The organism is Stappia sp., assembly GCF_048268045.1.
Taxonomy (GTDB): domain Bacteria; phylum Pseudomonadota; class Alphaproteobacteria; order Rhizobiales; family Stappiaceae; genus Stappia.
Window position 1 is genome coordinate 25630 of the sequence record NZ_JBLWWG010000004.1, and the last position, 16666, is coordinate 42295.

Annotated in this window: 18 protein-coding genes; 12 read left to right on the forward strand and 6 right to left on the reverse strand. The window is 65.4% G+C overall.

Features of this window, described 5'->3' with window-relative positions:
* Positions 1–8: 8 nt before the first annotated feature.
* From ACN0WF_RS07505 to ACN0WF_RS07540, 8 genes are all read left to right on the forward strand, one after another.
* Positions 9–1229: a phosphopentomutase gene (locus ACN0WF_RS07505; RefSeq protein WP_417772187.1), complete on the forward strand. Its 1221-nt coding sequence runs from the start codon at positions 9–11 to the stop codon at positions 1227–1229.
* A gap of 48 nt (positions 1230–1277) precedes the next feature.
* Positions 1278–2294, forward strand: a complete 1017-nt coding sequence (locus tag ACN0WF_RS07510) for an adenosine deaminase (protein WP_417772188.1) — start codon at positions 1278–1280, stop codon at positions 2292–2294.
* A 194-nt stretch (positions 2295–2488) separates the two neighbouring features.
* Positions 2489–3118, forward strand: a complete 630-nt coding sequence (upp, locus tag ACN0WF_RS07515) for a uracil phosphoribosyltransferase (protein ID WP_417772189.1) — start codon at positions 2489–2491, stop codon at positions 3116–3118.
* Between the two features lie 47 nt (positions 3119–3165).
* The gene (locus tag ACN0WF_RS07520; RefSeq protein WP_417772190.1) at positions 3166–3939 is read left to right on the forward strand and encodes an SDR family NAD(P)-dependent oxidoreductase; all 774 of its coding nucleotides are present in this window, start codon (positions 3166–3168) and stop codon (positions 3937–3939) included.
* Between the two features lie 53 nt (positions 3940–3992).
* Positions 3993–4919 carry a ribokinase gene (locus ACN0WF_RS07525; protein WP_417772191.1) on the forward strand — a complete coding sequence of 309 codons (927 nt, stop codon included), beginning with the start codon at positions 3993–3995 and terminating at the stop codon, positions 4917–4919.
* 116 nt (positions 4920–5035) lie between these two features.
* Positions 5036–5566, forward strand: a complete 531-nt coding sequence (locus ACN0WF_RS07530; protein WP_417772192.1) for a retropepsin-like aspartic protease family protein — start codon at positions 5036–5038, stop codon at positions 5564–5566.
* A 76-nt stretch (positions 5567–5642) separates the two neighbouring features.
* Positions 5643–6638, forward strand: a complete 996-nt coding sequence (locus tag ACN0WF_RS07535) for an aldose epimerase family protein (RefSeq protein WP_417772193.1) — start codon at positions 5643–5645, stop codon at positions 6636–6638.
* 30 nt (positions 6639–6668) lie between these two features.
* Positions 6669–7700, forward strand: coding sequence for a histone deacetylase family protein (locus tag ACN0WF_RS07540; protein WP_417772194.1), 1032 nt, complete (start codon positions 6669–6671; stop codon positions 7698–7700).
* Between the two features lie 24 nt (positions 7701–7724).
* Here ACN0WF_RS07540 and ACN0WF_RS07545 read toward each other — a convergent pair whose 3' ends face one another.
* The gene (locus ACN0WF_RS07545; RefSeq protein WP_417772195.1) at positions 7725–8342 is read right to left on the reverse strand and encodes an HAD family hydrolase; all 618 of its coding nucleotides are present in this window, start codon (positions 8340–8342) and stop codon (positions 7725–7727) included.
* Positions 8343–8621: 279 nt separating this feature from the next.
* Between ACN0WF_RS07545 and ACN0WF_RS07550 the strand changes: the two genes are divergently transcribed.
* Complete coding sequence (locus tag ACN0WF_RS07550) at positions 8622–9611, forward strand: phosphate/phosphite/phosphonate ABC transporter substrate-binding protein (protein ID WP_417772196.1); 990 nt, start codon at positions 8622–8624, stop codon at positions 9609–9611.
* 18 nt (positions 9612–9629) lie between these two features.
* Here the strand turns inward: ACN0WF_RS07550 and ACN0WF_RS07555 are convergent, their stop codons facing one another.
* From ACN0WF_RS07555 to ACN0WF_RS07575, 5 genes are all read right to left on the reverse strand, one after another.
* Positions 9630–10802 (reverse strand): acetate/propionate family kinase, encoded by a 1173-nt coding sequence (locus ACN0WF_RS07555; RefSeq protein WP_417772197.1) that lies wholly within the window; start codon positions 10800–10802, stop codon positions 9630–9632.
* Positions 10799–12310 (reverse strand): bifunctional enoyl-CoA hydratase/phosphate acetyltransferase, encoded by a 1512-nt coding sequence (locus tag ACN0WF_RS07560; RefSeq protein WP_417772198.1) that lies wholly within the window; start codon positions 12308–12310, stop codon positions 10799–10801. Before ACN0WF_RS07560 ends, ACN0WF_RS07555 begins: the two co-directional genes overlap by 4 nt.
* A 175-nt stretch (positions 12311–12485) precedes the next feature.
* Complete coding sequence (locus ACN0WF_RS07565) at positions 12486–13139, reverse strand: TadE/TadG family type IV pilus assembly protein (RefSeq protein WP_417772199.1); 654 nt, start codon at positions 13137–13139, stop codon at positions 12486–12488.
* Between the two features lie 9 nt (positions 13140–13148).
* Complete coding sequence (locus tag ACN0WF_RS07570) at positions 13149–13715, reverse strand: TadE/TadG family type IV pilus assembly protein (RefSeq protein WP_417772200.1); 567 nt, start codon at positions 13713–13715, stop codon at positions 13149–13151.
* A gap of 56 nt (positions 13716–13771) precedes the next feature.
* Positions 13772–14257, reverse strand: a complete 486-nt coding sequence (locus ACN0WF_RS07575; protein ID WP_417772201.1) for a pilus assembly protein N-terminal domain-containing protein — start codon at positions 14255–14257, stop codon at positions 13772–13774.
* A gap of 408 nt (positions 14258–14665) precedes the next feature.
* On the opposite strand from ACN0WF_RS07575, the gene ACN0WF_RS07580 reads away from it, so the two are divergent.
* The 3 genes from ACN0WF_RS07580 to cpaB all read left to right on the forward strand — a co-directional run bounded on the left by ACN0WF_RS07580 (position 14666) and on the right by cpaB (position 16627).
* Complete coding sequence (locus tag ACN0WF_RS07580; RefSeq protein WP_417772202.1) at positions 14666–14851, forward strand: Flp family type IVb pilin; 186 nt, start codon at positions 14666–14668, stop codon at positions 14849–14851.
* Positions 14852–15090: 239 nt separating this feature from the next.
* Entirely contained in the window at positions 15091–15597 is a 507-nt protein-coding gene (locus ACN0WF_RS07585; protein WP_417772203.1) for an A24 family peptidase, read from the forward strand.
* Between the two features lie 253 nt (positions 15598–15850).
* Positions 15851–16627, forward strand: a complete 777-nt coding sequence (gene cpaB / locus ACN0WF_RS07590; RefSeq protein WP_417772204.1) for a Flp pilus assembly protein CpaB — start codon at positions 15851–15853, stop codon at positions 16625–16627.
* Positions 16628–16666: the final 39 nt, after the last annotated feature.

Below are 16666 nucleotides of genomic sequence, written 5' to 3' on the forward strand. Positions count from 1 at the left end.
GGAATCCCATGGCGCGCGCTATCTTGTGCGTACTCGACAGTTTCGGGATCGGCGGTGCCCCGGATGCCGCAAGCTTCGGCGACGAGGGAGCGAACACGCTCGGCCATATCGCCGCTTCCTGCGCAAAAGGCCTCGGCGACAAGAGCGGCCTTCGCGAAGGGCCCCTGGCGTTGCCGAACATGGCGCGGCTCGGCCTCGGTCATGCCGGGGAACTCGCCTGCGGCCAGGTTCCGGCGGGGTTTGACACAAGCGTGGACCCGCAAGGCATCTGGGGTGCCGCAAGCGAAGCTTCGAGGGGCAAGGACACGCCCTCGGGGCACTGGGAGATCGCTGGCGTTCCGGTCGCCTTCGACTGGGGCTATTTCCCCGATACGGCGCCGACCTTCCCCGCCGAGCTCACCGAAGCGGTGATTCGCGAGGGCAATCTCCCTGGAATTCTCGGGGACCGGCATGCCTCGGGAACCCAGATCATCGCCGAACTGGGCGAGGAGCATGTCAGGACAGGCAAGCCGATCTGCTACACCAGTGGCGATTCTGTCTACCAGATCGCCGCCCATGAGACCCATTTCGGCCTCGAACGGCTCTATGCGCTTTGCGAGACCGTGCGCGATCTGGTCGATCCCTACCGGATCGGGCGTGTCATCGCCCGTCCCTTCCTTGGTGAGAGCGCGGAGACCTTCGAGCGCAGCGCCAATCGGCGGGATTACTCGGTTCTGCCGCCGGCTCCGACCCTTCTCGACCGGGTGATCGCATCCGGGGCACGCACGCTGACGGTCGGCAAGATCGGCGATATCTTCGCCCACCAGGGCATTGGCCTGATCCTGAAAGGCGCTGGCAACGACGCGCTTTTCGACAAGACGCTGGAGGCCGTCGACATGGCTCGGGACGGCGATCTGGTCTTTGCCAATTTCGTCGACTTTGACAGCCTTTTCGGGCATCGCCGCGACGTGGCGGGCTATGCGGCGGCGCTGGAGGCCTTCGATCGCCGCTTGCCTGAGCTGGTCTCCCGGCTGCGTGCTGGCGACCTTTTGATCCTCACCGCCGATCACGGGTGTGACCCGACGTGGCGTGGCACCGATCACACCCGCGAACGCGTGCCGGTGATCGGCGTTGCGCCGGACGGCGCGGCTCATGCCATTGGCATCCGGGACACATTCGCCGACATCGGCGAGACCGTCGCCGCGCATCTGGGGCTTGCTCCTGGAGACAAAGGGGTCACGTTCCTCTAGGCATGGTTCGCCGCCTGCCGGCGGCGTCAGTGAAGTCGTGGGAGAAACATGGTCCTGAAAGCCGAGACCCCTGCGCTGCCCAAGGCGGAGTTGCACGTCCACATCGAGGGCGCCGCGCCGCCTGCTCTGGTCAAGCGGCTTGCCGAGCGCCACGGACTGGACATCGACGGGCTGCTTGACGGGCAGGGACGCTATGTGTGGTCCGACTTTACCGGGTTCCTCAACGCCTATGATCGCGCCGCGCGTGTCTTTCGCGCACCCGAGGACTATGCCGATCTCGCCGAGACCTATCTCCTTTCCATCGCCGCAGAGGGGGCGATCTATGCCGAGCTGACGATCTCGCCCGACCATGCGGCGGGCGCGGGGCTGTCCTATCGCGACTATGTGGCCGGGCTTGCCGAAGGCATCGCGCGGGCGCGCAAGGCCGTTGGCATCGAGGCGCGGATGATCGCCATCGGCGTGCGCCACTTCGGCGCGCGGGCTGTCGAGCAGGTGGTGACACAGGTTCTTGCCGCGCCCCATCCGCTCGTCACGGGTTTCGGGCTTGCCGGCGACGAGCGCGAGGGTCACCCGGCGAATTTCGCCCGCGCCTTCCGCATGGCCGGGGACGCGGGGCTGGGATTGACCGCCCACGCCGGTGAGTTTTGCGGTCCCGAAAGCATCACCGCGACCCTCGATTTTCTGCGCGTAGGCCGCATCGGCCATGGCGTCAGGGCGCTCGAGGACCGGGAGGTGGTCGCGCGTATCGTGGAGGACGGCATTGCGCTCGAGATCTGCCCGGCGTCCAATGTCGCGCTCGGGGTCTGTTCGAACCTGCGCTTCCATCCGGTCAATCACCTGAGGCGGGCTGGATGCCGGGTGACGCTCAATTCCGACGATCCGCCGTTCTTCGCGACCTCGCTTGGAGCGGAATACGAAAGCTGCGCGCGCACCTTCGGCTGGAAGAGCGGGGATCTGATCGAGATGACACGCAACGCGGTGAAGGCGGCTTTTTGCGACGAGACCACACGCGCCCGCCTGATGGGCCGGATCACAGGCTTCGTTTCCGCCAACGCCGGGACCTGACGACCCGTTCGCGGCCGCTCACAGCGGTGGATCGTGCCCCGCCAGGTGCTCGCTGCAGGTTCCGCTTCCGCCTGGCATGTTCTAACAGTGGGATATGCGGTTTTGGACGGGCAGGGCCGCTTCCGCCGTGCCGTCGGAAGGCGCGGGACCAGCTCTGCCGCGATTGGGTCAACTGACAAGACGGGGAACGCGCCATGACTGGAGCCACGGTAATCGATCATCCGCTGGTGCAGCACAAGCTCACGCACATGCGGATGAAGGACACCTCGACTCAAGGTTTCCGCAGGCTGCTGCGGGAAATCTCCGTGCTGCTAACCTATGAGGTCACGCGCGATCTGCCGATCACCAGCGTCGAGATCGACACGCCGCTTCAGCCCATGTCGGCCCCGGTCATCGAGGGCAAAAAGCTGGTCTTCGCTTCGGTCTTGCGCGCCGGCAACGGCCTTCTGGAAGGCATGCTCGAACTGGTGCCGGCCGCCCGCGTCGCCCATGTCGGCCTGTATCGCGATCCCAAGACCCTGCAGCCGGTGGAATATTACTTCAAGGCGCCGGAAGATCTGGCCGAGCGGCTCGTCGTCGTTGTCGATCCGATGCTGGCGACCGCGAATTCGGCCATCGCCGCGGTGCAGAGGCTCAAGGAGCGCGGCGCCAACAACCTGCGCTTCCTCTGCTTGCTCGCAGCCCCTGAGGGCATTGCAAAGTTCAACGAGGCGCATCCGGATGTGCCGATCTTCACCGCCGCCATCGACGAAAAGCTGAACGAAAAGGGCTATATCGTCCCCGGCCTCGGCGATGCGGGTGACCGGATGTATGGCACCAAATAGGATCTGTTAAAGGCTACGCCGGAAGCCGCTCAGGAGGAGGAAATACCATGTCCGACGCATCGACCCTCGCGATCTATCCGGGTCTGCGCGACAAGACTGTGCTCGTAACCGGTGGCGGTAGCGGCATCGGTGCCGAGATCGTCCGCCATTTTGCCGCCCAGGGTTGCAAGGTCGGCTTTCTCGACATCGACGCGCAAGCCTCCACGGCACTGGTCGATGAACTGTCCGCAAAGGGCGCGCAGATTCACTTTGTCGAGACCGATCTGACCGACATCCCGGCGACGCGCGAGGCCATCGCCGAGGTGCGCCAGGCGCTTGGCGCCGTCGCGGTGCTCGTCAACAACGCCGCCCACGACGAGCGCCACAAGCTTGAGGAGGTGACTCCGGAGTATTGGGACAGCCGCATCGCGGTCAATCTCAGGCATCAGTTCTTCTGCGCCCAGGCGGTGGTCGACGACATGCGCGGGCTCGGCGGTGGCGCCATCGTCAACATGGGATCGATCTCCTGGATGATCGGCAAGGGCGGCATGGCGGGCTACACGGCCTCCAAGTCCGGCGTCGTCGGCCTGACCCGTTCGCTTGCCCGCGACCTGGGGCCGGACAACATCCGCGTCAATTGCATCGCCCCGGGCTGGATCATGACCGAGCGCCAGATCGAGCTCTGGCTTGACGAGACAGGCGAGCGCGAAATCCTTGATCGCCAGTGCCTCAAGCGCAAGCTGATGCCGTCGGACGTCGCCTCGGTCGTGACCTTCTTTGCCTCCGAGGCGGCCGGCGCCTGCACGAACCAGACCTATATCGTCGACGGTGGCTGGGTCTGATCCCACTGCCGCGCCGGGCACCCGGCAAGCCGCATGGCAGGGAGTGAAGTCGCATGATCACCGTCTTCGGCTCGATCAATCTGGACCTCGTCGTTGTCCTGCCGCGCCTGCCTGCGCCGGGCGAGACAGTTGTCGGGCCTGACCATCAGCTCTTTGCCGGCGGCAAGGGAGCGAACCAGGCGCTCGCCGCCGCGCGGGCCGGGGCACGGGTGAGGATGGTCGGGGCCGTTGGGCGGGACGTCCATGCCGCCGCTGCTCTCGTCAATCTCGAAAGGGCAGGCGTTGACCTTTCCGACGTGCGTCATCTCGACGGCACGACCGGCATCGCCATGATCGGCGTCGACGAGGCCGGCGAAAACCTGATCATGTGCGCGAGCGGGGTCAATGCCCGGGTGAGCGCCGACTGGCTCGAGGGGCGGCTGGCAAGGGGCGATCTTCTGGTCCTTCAGCGCGAGTTGTCGCCCGAGCCTATCGCCGAGGCGGTTGCGCGGGCGAGGCTTTGCGGAACCCGCGTGTTGCTCAATGCCGCGCCGTCCGGGGATGCGGCGCTTGCCCGGCTTGTCGAGGGGGTGGATGTGATCGTTGCCAACGCCTCGGAAGCAGCGGAGCTGGCGCTTGCACTCGGCGCGGGCGAGACGCCGGTCGCCGACCTCCATTGCGCCGCGTTGAGCGGACCGGACAGGCTGGCCGTCGTCACCCTCGGCGCACGCGGCCTGGTTGCCCAGATGGGCGGGAAACGCTGGCACGTCGCGGCTCCCGAGGTCGAGGTGGTCGACACCACCGGCGCTGGAGATGCCTTCGTCGGCGCTCTGGCCGCGGCGCTTGACCGGGGTGCCGACGTGGAGCGGGCGCTTGCCGAAGGCACGGCCGCCGGCGCGCTGGCCTGTACCGCGACGGGCGCGCAGTCCTCCTCTCCCGATACCGCCTCCATTGCCGCTCTCGCCGAGCGCATCACGGTCACGCTCGTCACGGCCGGCTGACGGCAAGCCGTTCACCACCGGCTAACCCTTTCCCCCGATGGGGCGCTGCGTTTAGGCGAACGGAAAGCCGCTCCTGCTAGCTTCTGAAGCCCGGGCGCAGGAGGAAAGGGCGACGGATGTTGCGATATCTTCTCATTGCCGGCGTCGTTGTCATCGCCGCCGCGCTGGCGCCGCGCTTCGCGCCTGATCTCATGCGGCAGCTTTTGAACGCGGACCAGACCGCCGCGGAGGCCCGTTCGGGCGATCCCGCTGCCCCGAAGGCGGTCCAGCGAGGTCCGCGCACGCTCGTTCTGTCCGTCAGCCGAAACGGACACTACGAGGTCGACGCCTATTTCAACGGGCGCCCGGTGCACTCGCTGATCGATACCGGTGCTTCCGTGGTCGCCCTTCCGGCGGATGTCGCGCGCGCCTCCGGCCTCAATCCATCGCGCGCCGACTATACCGCCCGCGTCAGCACGGCCAACGGAACGGTTCTTGCCGCACCCGTGACACTGCGTGAAATGCGGCTCGGGAGCATCCGGCTTGTCAACGTCAAGGCGCTGGTGCTCCCGGAGGGAGCGCTGCAGGTGCCGCTTATCGGCATGTCCGCGCTCAACAGGCTTTCCAAGGTCGACATACGCTCCGGCACGATGCGTTTGATTCAATAGGAAAAGAGCGCGATAGTCCGGGGCGTGCGGATCGCCTTTCGGCGCTGATCCGTCGATCAAGATGCTGTGGGGTGGGATGAACGTCACGCAATTCGGAGCGCTGCCGGACGGTGCGCGCGTCGAGCGCATATTGATCGGGCTTGGCGATCTGGAGGCGACGATCCTCACCTATGGCGCGGTCATCCAGGACCTGCGCGTCGCCGGACAGCCGGTAGTTCTCGGACTTGCGACCCTCGCCGACTATGTCGCTCATTCGTCTTATTTCGGCGCTGTGGTGGGACGCTGCGCCAACCGGATCGCCGGAGGCTCCTTCACACTCGATGGCGAGACCTTCCATCTCGAGCTCAACGAGAAGGGACGCACGCATCTGCACGGCGGGCCTGGGGGCTTCGACAAGTGTGTGTGGGCGCTCGCGGATGCCGGGCCCGATTTCGCGGAGCTGAAACTGGAACGCCCCGATGGCGACCAGGGCTATCCGGGCGCGGTTGTCGTCTTCTGCCGCTACGAGCTTCACGCCGACCGGCGGATGCGCATCGTGCTGCGCGGTGAAGCGGACCGACCGACGCTGCTGAATCTCGCGACCCACAGCTATTTCAATCTGGATGGCGGAGGCGATGTCCGCGGCCACGGCCTGCGCGTTGATGCCGATACCTATCTTCCCGTCGACGCGGATGGTCTCCCGACCGGAGAGCTGCGTCCCGTTAGGGAGACGCCCTTCGATTTTCGCCGCATGCGCCGGATCGGCGATGCGACGATGATCGACCACAATTTCTGTATCACGGACGCGCCGCTGTGCGACCCGAGGCTCGTGGCGCGGCTGGAAGCTGCCTCGGGCGGGCTCGCGCTGGAGGTGTCCTCTACCGAACCCGGCCTGCAGGTTTACGACGGAGCCAAGATCGCCGTTCCGGTTGCAGGGCCGCACGGTCGGCGCTATGGGGCTTACGCTGGCCTTTGCCTGGAGCCGCAACGCTGGCCGGATGCGGTCCATCATCGGGAGTTCGCCGGCGCGGTGCTGCGGCCCGGCGATACCTACCGCCAGATCACCGACTACGCGTTTCCGCCTGCTCGATGACGGGCGGGCGCTCATCTGGAGCATGACAGCATGAAGACCGTATTCTCGCCCGGTCAGCTCGCCCACGATCCCAAGCACGAGATCTCGGACGGCGAACTGCGGCCGGCAGTGGAAATTCCCGCGCGTGCCGAGATGGTGCGCGCCCGTATCCTCGAAACGGAGCTGGGCGAGGTGCTCACGCCCGAGGATTTCGGACGGGGCCCGCTCGCGCGCGTCCATGACGGCGACTATCTGGACTTCCTCGACAGCTTCTGGACGCGGTGGACCAACGCCGGACGCGGTGGCGAGGCGTTTCCCTTTGTCTGGCCGGTGCGCGGTCTGTCTCTCGAGCCGAAGCCCGATCACATCGATGGCCTGCTTGGCCGCTATTCCTTCGACGCGGGCACGCCGCTCGGCCAGTACAGTTTCGCGGCCGCACGTGCCAGCGCCAACTCGGCTCTGACGGCGGCGCGTCTTGTCGCCGGCGGCGAACGCTCCGCCTTCGCGCTCTGCCGCCCGCCGGGGCATCATGCCGCCGCCGGCTACTACGGCGGCTACTGCTTCCTGAATAATGCCGCTATCGCCGGCCAGTGGCTGCGCGATGCTGGAGCAGAGCGGGTCGCGATCCTCGACGTGGACTATCACCACGGCAACGGCACCCAGTCGATCTTCTACGAGCGCTCCGACGTTCTGTTCCTGTCGATCCACGCCGATCCGCGCGAGGAATATCCCTACTTCCTTGGCCACGCCGGCGAGACGGGCGCGGCGGCGGGCGAGGGGTATAACGCCAATTATCCGCTGGCGCTCGGGGCGGACTGGGAAACCTGGTCGAACGCACTCGCTGCCGCGATGGCGCGCATTCGCGATTTCGCACCCGACACGCTCGTCATCTCGCTCGGGCTCGACGCCTATGAGAAGGATCCGATTTCGCGGTTCCGGCTGGCCTCGGAGGACTTCACCCGCATGGGCGCCGCGCTCGCCGGCCTCGGCTTGCCGACGGTTTTCGTCATGGAGGGCGGCTACGCCGTGGAGGCGCTGGGCGTCAATTGTGTCAATACGCTCGCAGGTTTCGAGGGAGGCTGACCGGCTCCCTCGAAACAGGGTGGGTCAGACCGGGAAGCCGTGGTCGCGCAAGGCCAGGCGAAGCGCGTCCGAACCGGTGAAATGCACCGCGTGCATGCCGACGCCGCGCGCGCCGGTGATATTGGCCGGACTGTCATCGACGAAGACAGTCTGCGCGGCCTCGAGGCCGTTGCGCTCGAGCAGCACCTCGTAGATCCGGGGATCGGGCTTCACCAGTTTCTCATGCGCGGAAACGACCGTGTCGCGGAAGCTGTTGCCCAGGAAGGGGAACCGCTCGATGCACTCGGGAAACTTCTCGGCGCTGAAATTGGTGATCGCGTAGAGCGGCACCCCGGCGTCCTTGAGCTCATCGAGCAGCGCCACGGTGCCCTCGATCGCGCCGGGCACCATCTCGTGCCAGCGCTCGTCCCAGGCGCGGATCGCTTCCTCGTGCTCGGGGTGGACGGAAAGGCGTTCCTCGATGGCGACGGCGAAGCTGCGACCGCGGTCTTGCTCCAGGTTCCATTCCGGAGGGAGGATCTCGCTCAGAAACCGCTCGGCCGCGGCCGGCTCGGGAAAGAGCTTGCTGTAGAGATGACGCGGGTCCCATTGGATGAGAACGTTGCCGACATCGAAGACGACCGTATCGGGACTGCGTGGCATGATGGCTCCTTGCGTGTGAGTCGGGCGAGGCGGAGCTCGACCCTCCAACTGGATAGGGCGCAATTGCGAAGGTTTCCAGACGGTTTGGACAGGCGCGAGCACTGGAGGGAACGCCAGCGTTGGCATGGCTGGCGGACACTGGCGTATTTCCCGTGCGTCCTTGCGACCTGCCTGACGCTGGTGGTCCTGTCGGGCGGCACCCCGCTTCGCGCGCAGGAGCGGGCGCAATCGTCGGCGTCAAAAAGCGCTGCGCAATACGATGATGACACGGGCACGACGGTGGGCCCGGCCTTTCTGCCGTGGCCGGAGGAGGGACTTTCCGGGGAGGCCGAGGAAACCGGAGAGGATCTGGTGTCCGATGCCGACGAGCTGGCGGAACAACCCGGCTTCGATCCGGCGCGCCTCGCGCTGCTTCCGGTTTTGCGGGTTGGCCTGGTGCTCGATCCCGGCGGGGGCGATTTTTCCCGCATCGAGCCTTTGCGCGCCATGCTCGAGGAGGGCATGCGGCTGCCCGTGATCATTGTCGCCTACCGCGATCTTTCGCACCTGCGGGATGCGCTGATGCGCGGAGAGGTCGACTATGCGCCCCTGTCGGCGACCGCCTTTGCCGATGCGCAAGACAAATGCGCCTGTCTCCAAGTTCTGGCCGTCGCCCGCGACAGCGAGGGGGGGACTGGCTGGCATGCCCTGGCGCTGGTCCGGGAGGACGCGCCCTTCGCCGGACTTCAGGATCTCGCGGACGCGCGTCTTGCGGTCGCCTTGCCCGGCTCGACGGCGGGGCGTGAGCTTCCGCTTGCAGCGCTGGCCGGCATTGGCATCACGCCGCCGCCAGAGCATCTCGTCGAGGTCGCCGGCCCGCTCGCTGCCGCGCGTGCTGTCCTGTCGGGCCGTGCCGATGTCGCCTTCGGCTGGTCGTCGAGCGTTGACGCGCAAGGCGGGCGCGGGACCCTGCAGGACCTGCTGGCAAGGGACGGTTCCCGCCCGCCGCTCAGGATCATCTGGGTTTCGGATGAGATCGCGAACGCTCCGCAGGTCGTGCGCGACAGCGTGCCCGACGCGATCCGCCGCGATCTCGCCAACCTATTGACGGTGGCGGCGGGCGAAAGCGGAGACCCGCAGCAAGCCGGCGAAACGCCGGTGAACCTGCTGGCTCCGCATGGTCTCGCGCCTGCCGATGCGGCACACTTCGAGCCGCTTGTGGAACTCACGCGACAGCGGCGGCGGGCGTTGCCCGGCCGGCTGCGTCCGCTCATCGAGAATGCCGACTGACAGAGGCGATTGCCTCTCCTAGGTGCTCACGAGCGCGCGTGCGTGGCGTGCGATCATCCGCTCCTCGTCCGTCGCCATGCGCAGCACGGTGACACGCGAGCCCGGCGCGGATATCCCTGTCTCCTGGCGCAGGTTGGCCTCCTCGTCGAGGTCGACGCCGAGAAATCCGAGTCCGGCGCACACCTTCTTGCGCAGCAGGGGCGAGTTCTCGCCGATGCCCGCTGTAAAGACGATGCCGTCGAGGCCATCCATGACGGCGGACAGCGCCCCGATCTCGCGGCGAATGCGCGCGGCGAAGTGGTCGATGGCAAGGGCTGCCGCCGGGTCGTCGGAGGCTTCCAGAACGCGCATGTCGTGCGAGATCCCCGACAGGCCGAGAAGTCCGGACTTGTGGTAGAGCAGTTCGGCAAGTGCCGTCGCATCCATGCCGTGTTCCAGGAGATAGAGGAGGACGCCCGGGTCGATCTGGCCGCAACGGGTTCCCATCGGCAGTCCGTCCAGCGCCGAAAGCCCCATCGTCGTTGAGACGCTGCGGCCGGCCTTTACCGCGCAGAGCGAGGCACCGTTGCCGAGGTGGGCGACGACGACGCGGCCTTGCGCGAGCGTCGGGTGCGTGCGGGCAATCTCGCCGGAAATGAACTCGTAGGACAGTCCGTGAAAGCCGTAGCGGCGCACGCCGTCATCGTAGAAGTGCGCGGGCAGGGCGAACGTGTCCTCGATCCGGCCGTGTCCGCGATGAAAGGCCGTGTCGAAACAGGCGATCTGTGGGACGTCGGGAAAAGCCGCGCGCGCTGCCCGGATGCCGGCGAGATTGTGCGGTTGATGCAGCGGCGCCAGCGGGATCAGTCCGGCCAGTTCCTCCAGGGCCGCGTCGTCGATGACGAGCGGCTCGGTATGCTCCGCGCCACCGTGGACGACGCGGTGCCCGACGGCGGAAAGGGCAAGCTGCGGCATGTGCGTGTCGAGCCAGGCGACGACGACGGCAAGCGCGCTGTCGTGACAGGCGGCCTCCGCGGGAGAAAGCGCGCGCGTCGCACGTTCCTGGCCGCCGACCGCGTCGATGGTCAGCCGGGGATGGGCACCGAGCCCGTCGACCTTGCCGCGCAGGCGCGAGGTTTCGCCGTCGAAGAGCTGGAACTTGATCGAGGACGAGCCGGCATTGATTACCAGAACGGGAGCGGCGGCCGTCATGCGTTGGACCCCGATGCGTCGCGGGCACTCTGCGCGGGTTTGCCGCTCGCGTCCGTAGCCGTTTCCCGGGCGATCTGCTTGCCGCGTTCCTCCGCCGCCTCGCCGTCCTCATGGGGGACGACAACGGAAGCGCCGGTCTTGAGCCAGTGGTCGTGCAGTAGGGCAAGCGCGCAGGAGACGAGCCGCGACCGCGCATGGTCCGCCCGGCTGGTCAGGATGATTGGCACGCTGGCGCCGACCACCAGTCCGGCAGCTTCCGCATGGGCAACGAAGGTGAGCTCCTTGGCCAGCATGTTGCCGGCCTCCAGGTTCGGGGCGATGAGCACATCCGCCTGACCGGCCACCAGCGACGAGATGCCCTTGCTGCGGGCTGCCCTGATGTCGATGGCATTGTCCATCGCCAGCGGGCCATCGACGATGCCGCCGGTGATCTGGCCGCGTTCTGCCATCTTGGAAAGAACGGCCGCGTCGATGCTCGACGCCATGGCCGGATTGACTGTTTCCACCGCAGACAACACGCCGACCTTGGGAACCTCGGTGCCGATGGCGCGGGCCAGGTCGATGGCGTTTTGCACGATATCGACCTTGGCGGTCAGGTCGGGGGCGATGTTGATCGCCGCATCAGAGATGATCACCGGGGTCGGCCGGCCGGAAATGTCCATCACGAAGCAGTGGGTCAGTCGTTTGCCCGTGCGTAGCCCGCCGTCGCGCTTGACGACGTGGTGAAGCAGCGTGTCGGTATGGAGATGCCCCTTCATCAACGCCCGCACCCGACCTTCGTGGACGAGCTCGACCGCGCGCCGTGCGGCCTGGTCGTCGGTCGGCAGGTCGATGATCTCGATCCCGTCGAGGACGCCGCCGATTTCGGCGGCAGTGTGCGCGATGGCCTCGGCGCGCCCGATGAGGATCGGCGTGATCAGCCCGTGGCTGGCCGCCATCAGCGCTCCGCCAAGGGAATTTGCGTCGTCGGGAGAAACGACAGCGACCGGCAACGGCGGCAGGCCGGCGGCAAAGCCGACGAGCCGGTCGAAGTGCTGGTGGCGCTCGACGAGGATGCCGGGAAGCGCGCTGGCGTCGAAGGTGATGCGCCGGTCGGGCGCGACCACGATGGCTTCTCCCTCGGTCACGCAGACGCCATCAGCTCGGGTCACCCTTGTGGAAAGGCGAAGGACGCGGCCGTCCTCCTTGGCCGTGACGGTGGCGCGCACGGTCAGCCGGTCACCGACCTCGACGGGCTCGAGAAAACGGAAGGTCTGGCTCTTGTAGGCGGTTCCCGGTCCGGGGAGCTGATTGCCGAGCACGGCCGAAATCAGCGAGCCGACCCACATGAACGGGGCCACCGGTGCATCGATCACACCGTCGCCACTCCAGTCGATATCGGGGAGATGAGTTGGATTGATGTTTCCGGAGGCATGGGCGAAGACGAAAAGGTCATCCGCCGTCAGGGTGCGCTCCACCTCGGCGCTTTCGCCGATTTCGATCTCGTCGAATGTGCGGTTGCTTGCCATCGATCTCGCCTGTTCCCTGCTTTCCAGCTCCGTTTTCCCGTCGCGATTTTGCGTCGGGCGACGGCGCGAATACACCGTCAACCGGAACGGAAAATGAAATAGGAGAAGGAGTTAGCTCTATCCGTTGGGGCACGGATGCGCCACTTTGCCACGTACCGGATTGCAATGACAGGGGTCAGGAGCAGCACTCGACCTCGCTGCTGACCCGCGGGCGCATGTAATAGGTGTCGGACAGCTCGATCGTATCCGTGCTGAAGACATCCTTGAGCAGCGCCGCGAAGGTCGGCCGGTGCGAATAGACTGCCCGGGTGACGATCAGATAGGTGTCCTTGTCTTGTGTCAGCCCTTCGGGGATCTGGATCGGTGGCGTGTTGTTCGCGTTCCACCGCGACGTATTGAGCGCCCGGCTCCACACCACCCGGGGTTGGTTCACGTCCTTGATCCAGATGCTGGCGACGACGAGCTTCAGGTTGTTTTCGGGGTAGGGCTCGAGGATCGCTCCGGAGATCTTGAGCAGGTCCGCGATGTCGCTTTCCTTCAGCTTGTCGGTCTGGGCGACGAGATCGGCGATGGAGCTTGCCACCTGGCTCACCTTGCGATCGACCGTCATGGCCTGGTCCAATTCGATCATGCCGAGAAGAAGCAGCAGCATGAAGGGCAGCACGAGCGCAAACTCCACCGCCGCGACAGCGCGGGTCTCGCGCCCCAGGCGGTTGATGAGCCTCCCGAAGGCGGCCGGGCGCGCACGACCTGTCTCGCCGGAGGGCGATGCATTGTCGTTGGAGCGTTCCGGTGCGTGAGCGCGCGTTTCCGCGGTCGGGCGTTGCATCGTGGGGACCTAGTTAGTCTTTGTCGACCAGGGGAAGGGCTCGTTTCGGAACACGGCGGTGGCCACAAGCAGGCGGTCGCCGGAGGCCAGGTCGCCGAAGTTGGTCTGCATCAGCGAGGAAAACATCGGCCAGCGATACATGGCCCGCACGATGACGATCTGGTTGGCCTCGCCGTGGTTGTAGCCCACGTCGTTGGTCAGCTTGCCGTCGTCGATAAGCTGCTTGGGCTTGTAGCTGGAGAAATTGTCGAGCTTCTCGACGTCGATCGTCAGCCTGTCGGCGGAGACGGGAAAGCCGCTCATATTCTCGAGGATGACCTTCTTGAACTCCGCCGCGTTGAAGCCTTCCGCCTGGGCCTGGCCGGTGCGGATGAGGCGTGCGGCGTCCATCACGGCGTTGCCGAGGATCTGGTTCGCGAAGAAGGCGAGGCCGATTTCGATGATGCCGAAAAGAAGAAGCATGAAGGGGATCGCGACGAAAGCGAACTCGATTGCAGCCGTTCCCTCGCGATTGGCGGCGATCTCGCGGCCCCGCCGTCTGATGACCGTCGGGAGGAATTTGAATGCTTTCGACATGTCGCGGCTTTCCGCCCGTCCTCGCCATTGAGAAACCTTGCCCGGCCCCTGGCCGGTCAATTGTTCAGGCCGGCTGCCTTCTCGGACATCTCTGTGTGCGCCTGAGCCTGCTTGGCCGTCGCGTCGTAGGAGGCCTCGACATCGCCGACCCTGAGTACGGGCTCGCAGACCGGAGAGCAGGAATAGGAGCTGCGCGCGGTGTTGCGCATGACCGTGACGACATCGGATGGCGCGGAGCCGACCGTGATCACCTCATCGATGATCGGCTCCCCCTTCTTGTCGAGGATCACGAGGTTGGTGGTGCCGTAGAGCTTGCCGGTGACGACGACCGTCTGGCGGTCGTACATCGTCACGTCGGCAATGGCCGGATTGCCGACAATGACGGTGTCAGCCGGTGCGTCGATGCGAAAAACCTTGGCGCGATCGGTCATCACGTGCACGGGGCCGTCTTCGGATGCAACGGCATCGCCGGCCGCGATCATCGAAAAAAGCAGCGCTGCGATGGAAAGAGCGGCGCTTGTGAACGCGCGAAAGGGCGGCATGACATACGGCTCCCTACGAGAATGGCTACCCGAAGGTGAACGACATTGGTGAAGGAAGCGCTAACGGTCGTCAGGATGCAGTTGCGCTGGAAGAGGCGATCCACCTGGGCCGCGCGGGTTGCCTGAACACCTGACGTAGCGGATTCAGGATGTATCGGTGGTTCCAGCGGGTTGCGGCCGCAGCGCGGTGCCGTCTTGAGCCTGTTGCAGCTAAAGTTGGAGTGAATGTATTTGCTAGTTGTTAACCAATAACTCCTCCGAGTGAAAACGGTATGTCGCTCTATGATCGGCTTAACCTTGTAGCAAGGTGTGCTTCCTATAGTGATCTCATCTTCGAGCGGCCAACATTTAGAAAACAAAGGTCGCCGAGATGGCGCAGTCAAATAAAGTGGAAGCTAGGAGCCAATCATGAAGAATATTCTTGCTCGTTTTGCCAAGGACGAATCCGGCGCGACCGCGATCGAGTATGGCCTGATCGCTGGCCTGATCTCCATCGGCATCGTCACCGCCGTGACCACGGCCGGTACGCAGATCTCCGCGATCTTCACGACCGTTTCGACGAAGCTGACCACGGCCAACTCTGCCGTCAAGTAAGTCGCAACGCGACACGAGGGACAGGGTCTCCGGCACGCAACCGCGTTGCGGAGACCCCTTCCGATGATCGGGCGGCTTCGGCCGCCCGTATTCTTTTGCGCCGGCTTCTTCTGCCGGCGTCAACCCGGTCTTAAGCGTCTGCGGCAAGACTGGGCCGCGTTGCCGTTCGCGTTCACGCGGCATGGCGCGCCGAAGCGGGATGCCGATTGCCCGGTGCCCCGGGGAAGAGGACATGGGATATGCTCGACGCCGCACTTCTGGTCGTGTTTCCGACGCTGGTCGCCTTCGCCGGCGCCTCCGACCTCTTCACCATGACGATCCCCAACCGGGTTTCGCTGTTGCTTGTGGCGGGCTTTGCCGTGCTCGCCCCGATGATCGGCATCGGCATCGCCGATATCGGCTGGCATCTGCTGGCCGCCGGTCTCACCTTGTGCGTCTGTTTCTCTTTCTTCGCTTTCGGCTGGATGGGCGGCGGCGATGCCAAGATCGCGACGGTGATCGCCCTGTGGTTCGGCTTTAGCCAGGCCTCCGTGGCGTTTCTGGCGCTCGCGGGGATCTATGGCGGCGTGTTGACGCTCGCGATCCTGTTCTTCCGGCAGGTGCCCTTCCTGCCGCTACCGGCCGGGCGGGGCGAATGGATCTTGCGTCTGCATGATCGGGTGACGGGCATTCCTTACGGGATCGCTTTGTCGCTGGCCGCACTGGAGATCTATCCGCAGTCGGTCTGGTTTCATGCGCTGAGCTGAGCCTTCGCGCATTCCTCATTTCCCTTCTGTCGTTTGCTTGCCGGAGGCCGGATGTGCTCTCCGGCATTCTTGCGTTAACGGATGGTAAAGGACTCGGTTCATTCCCCGAAATGCAAGAAGGTTAACGTATATTCATCAAAGTTGCTCACCCCTGATTAACCATGTCTTGACCATTTACCCGCAACAGTAGGCGCAACATGATCGGGTCAGTTCACTGAATCCGGTCCCGTCTCGATCTCTACGGGTATTGGTAATGAAGATCGCACGATTGGCCATTCTGGGTATCTCGCTCGCGGCAGGCCTGCTGGTGGCGCGCATGGTGATGAACACCGGGCCCGAGCCCGTGGCCGAGCCTGTCGCCGTCGTCTCCGAGACGCCGAAGGATGAGGTGCTCGTCGCCGATCGCGACATCGCTCTGGGCTCGTCGGTCAGCAGCGGAGATCTGCGCTGGACCGAATGGCCGAAGGAACTTGCGCCACAGAGCGCCATCCTCCGGTCGGAGCGTCCCGGGGCGCTTGATGAACTCGTCGGTCGCATCGCCAAGGCGCCTGTCTACGAGGGCGAGCCGCTGCGCGAGGAGCGCCTGATCAACAGCGACCGCGGTTTCATGTCGTCGATCCTGCCCAAGGGCAAGCGGGCCATTGCCGTGTCGGTCGAGGCGCTGACCGCCGCCGGTGGCTTCATTCTTCCTGGCGACAAGGTCGATGTGATCCTGACCCGCCAGTCGGGCAATCGGGGCAGCAACTCGTTCCTCAGCGAAACGATCCTTCAGAACGTCCGCGTCCTGGCCATCGACACCACGACGGCGGGCGAACAGAACGAGAAGTCGCTTCCGCCCGGCCAGACCGCGACGCTGGAACTGTTGCCGTCGCAGGCGGAGGTCGTTGCCCAGGCCTCGCAGCTCGGGACGATCTCGCTGGTGCTCCGCTCCGCCGAGGATTCCGCGGACAATGCCGAGACGGAAGAAGTCGGCGGCGGTGTGAATTTCGTGAAGTTCGGCGTGTCCGGGCAGATGCAGACCCAGAAGTGAGACTGCATGTGGGTCCGGAGACGACGGCAAGGAGAAGTC

Excerpts from the sequence above, each read along its gene's own strand:
- ACN0WF_RS07505 (WP_417772187.1), top strand. The coding sequence starts at position 9 with ATGGCGCGCGCTATCTTGTGCGTACTCGACAGTTTCGGGATCGGCGGT.
- ACN0WF_RS07510 (WP_417772188.1), top strand. The coding sequence starts at position 1,278 with ATGGTCCTGAAAGCCGAGACCCCTGCGCTGCCCAAGGCGGAGTTGCAC.
- upp (WP_417772189.1), top strand. The coding sequence starts at position 2,489 with ATGACTGGAGCCACGGTAATCGATCATCCGCTGGTGCAGCACAAGCTC.
- ACN0WF_RS07520 (WP_417772190.1), top strand. The coding sequence starts at position 3,166 with ATGTCCGACGCATCGACCCTCGCGATCTATCCGGGTCTGCGCGACAAG.
- ACN0WF_RS07525 (WP_417772191.1), top strand. The coding sequence starts at position 3,993 with ATGATCACCGTCTTCGGCTCGATCAATCTGGACCTCGTCGTTGTCCTG.
- ACN0WF_RS07530 (WP_417772192.1), top strand. The coding sequence starts at position 5,036 with ATGTTGCGATATCTTCTCATTGCCGGCGTCGTTGTCATCGCCGCCGCG.
- ACN0WF_RS07535 (WP_417772193.1), top strand. The coding sequence starts at position 5,643 with ATGAACGTCACGCAATTCGGAGCGCTGCCGGACGGTGCGCGCGTCGAG.
- ACN0WF_RS07540 (WP_417772194.1), top strand. The coding sequence starts at position 6,669 with ATGAAGACCGTATTCTCGCCCGGTCAGCTCGCCCACGATCCCAAGCAC.
- ACN0WF_RS07545 (WP_417772195.1), bottom strand. The coding sequence starts at position 8,342 with ATGCCACGCAGTCCCGATACGGTCGTCTTCGATGTCGGCAACGTTCTC.
- ACN0WF_RS07555 (WP_417772197.1), bottom strand. The coding sequence starts at position 10,802 with ATGACGGCCGCCGCTCCCGTTCTGGTAATCAATGCCGGCTCGTCCTCG.
- ACN0WF_RS07560 (WP_417772198.1), bottom strand. The coding sequence starts at position 12,310 with ATGGCAAGCAACCGCACATTCGACGAGATCGAAATCGGCGAAAGCGCC.
- ACN0WF_RS07565 (WP_417772199.1), bottom strand. The coding sequence starts at position 13,139 with ATGCAACGCCCGACCGCGGAAACGCGCGCTCACGCACCGGAACGCTCC.
- ACN0WF_RS07570 (WP_417772200.1), bottom strand. The coding sequence starts at position 13,715 with ATGTCGAAAGCATTCAAATTCCTCCCGACGGTCATCAGACGGCGGGGC.
- ACN0WF_RS07575 (WP_417772201.1), bottom strand. The coding sequence starts at position 14,257 with ATGCCGCCCTTTCGCGCGTTCACAAGCGCCGCTCTTTCCATCGCAGCG.
- ACN0WF_RS07580 (WP_417772202.1), top strand. The coding sequence starts at position 14,666 with ATGAAGAATATTCTTGCTCGTTTTGCCAAGGACGAATCCGGCGCGACC.
- ACN0WF_RS07585 (WP_417772203.1), top strand. The coding sequence starts at position 15,091 with ATGCTCGACGCCGCACTTCTGGTCGTGTTTCCGACGCTGGTCGCCTTC.
- cpaB (WP_417772204.1), top strand. The coding sequence starts at position 15,851 with ATGAAGATCGCACGATTGGCCATTCTGGGTATCTCGCTCGCGGCAGGC.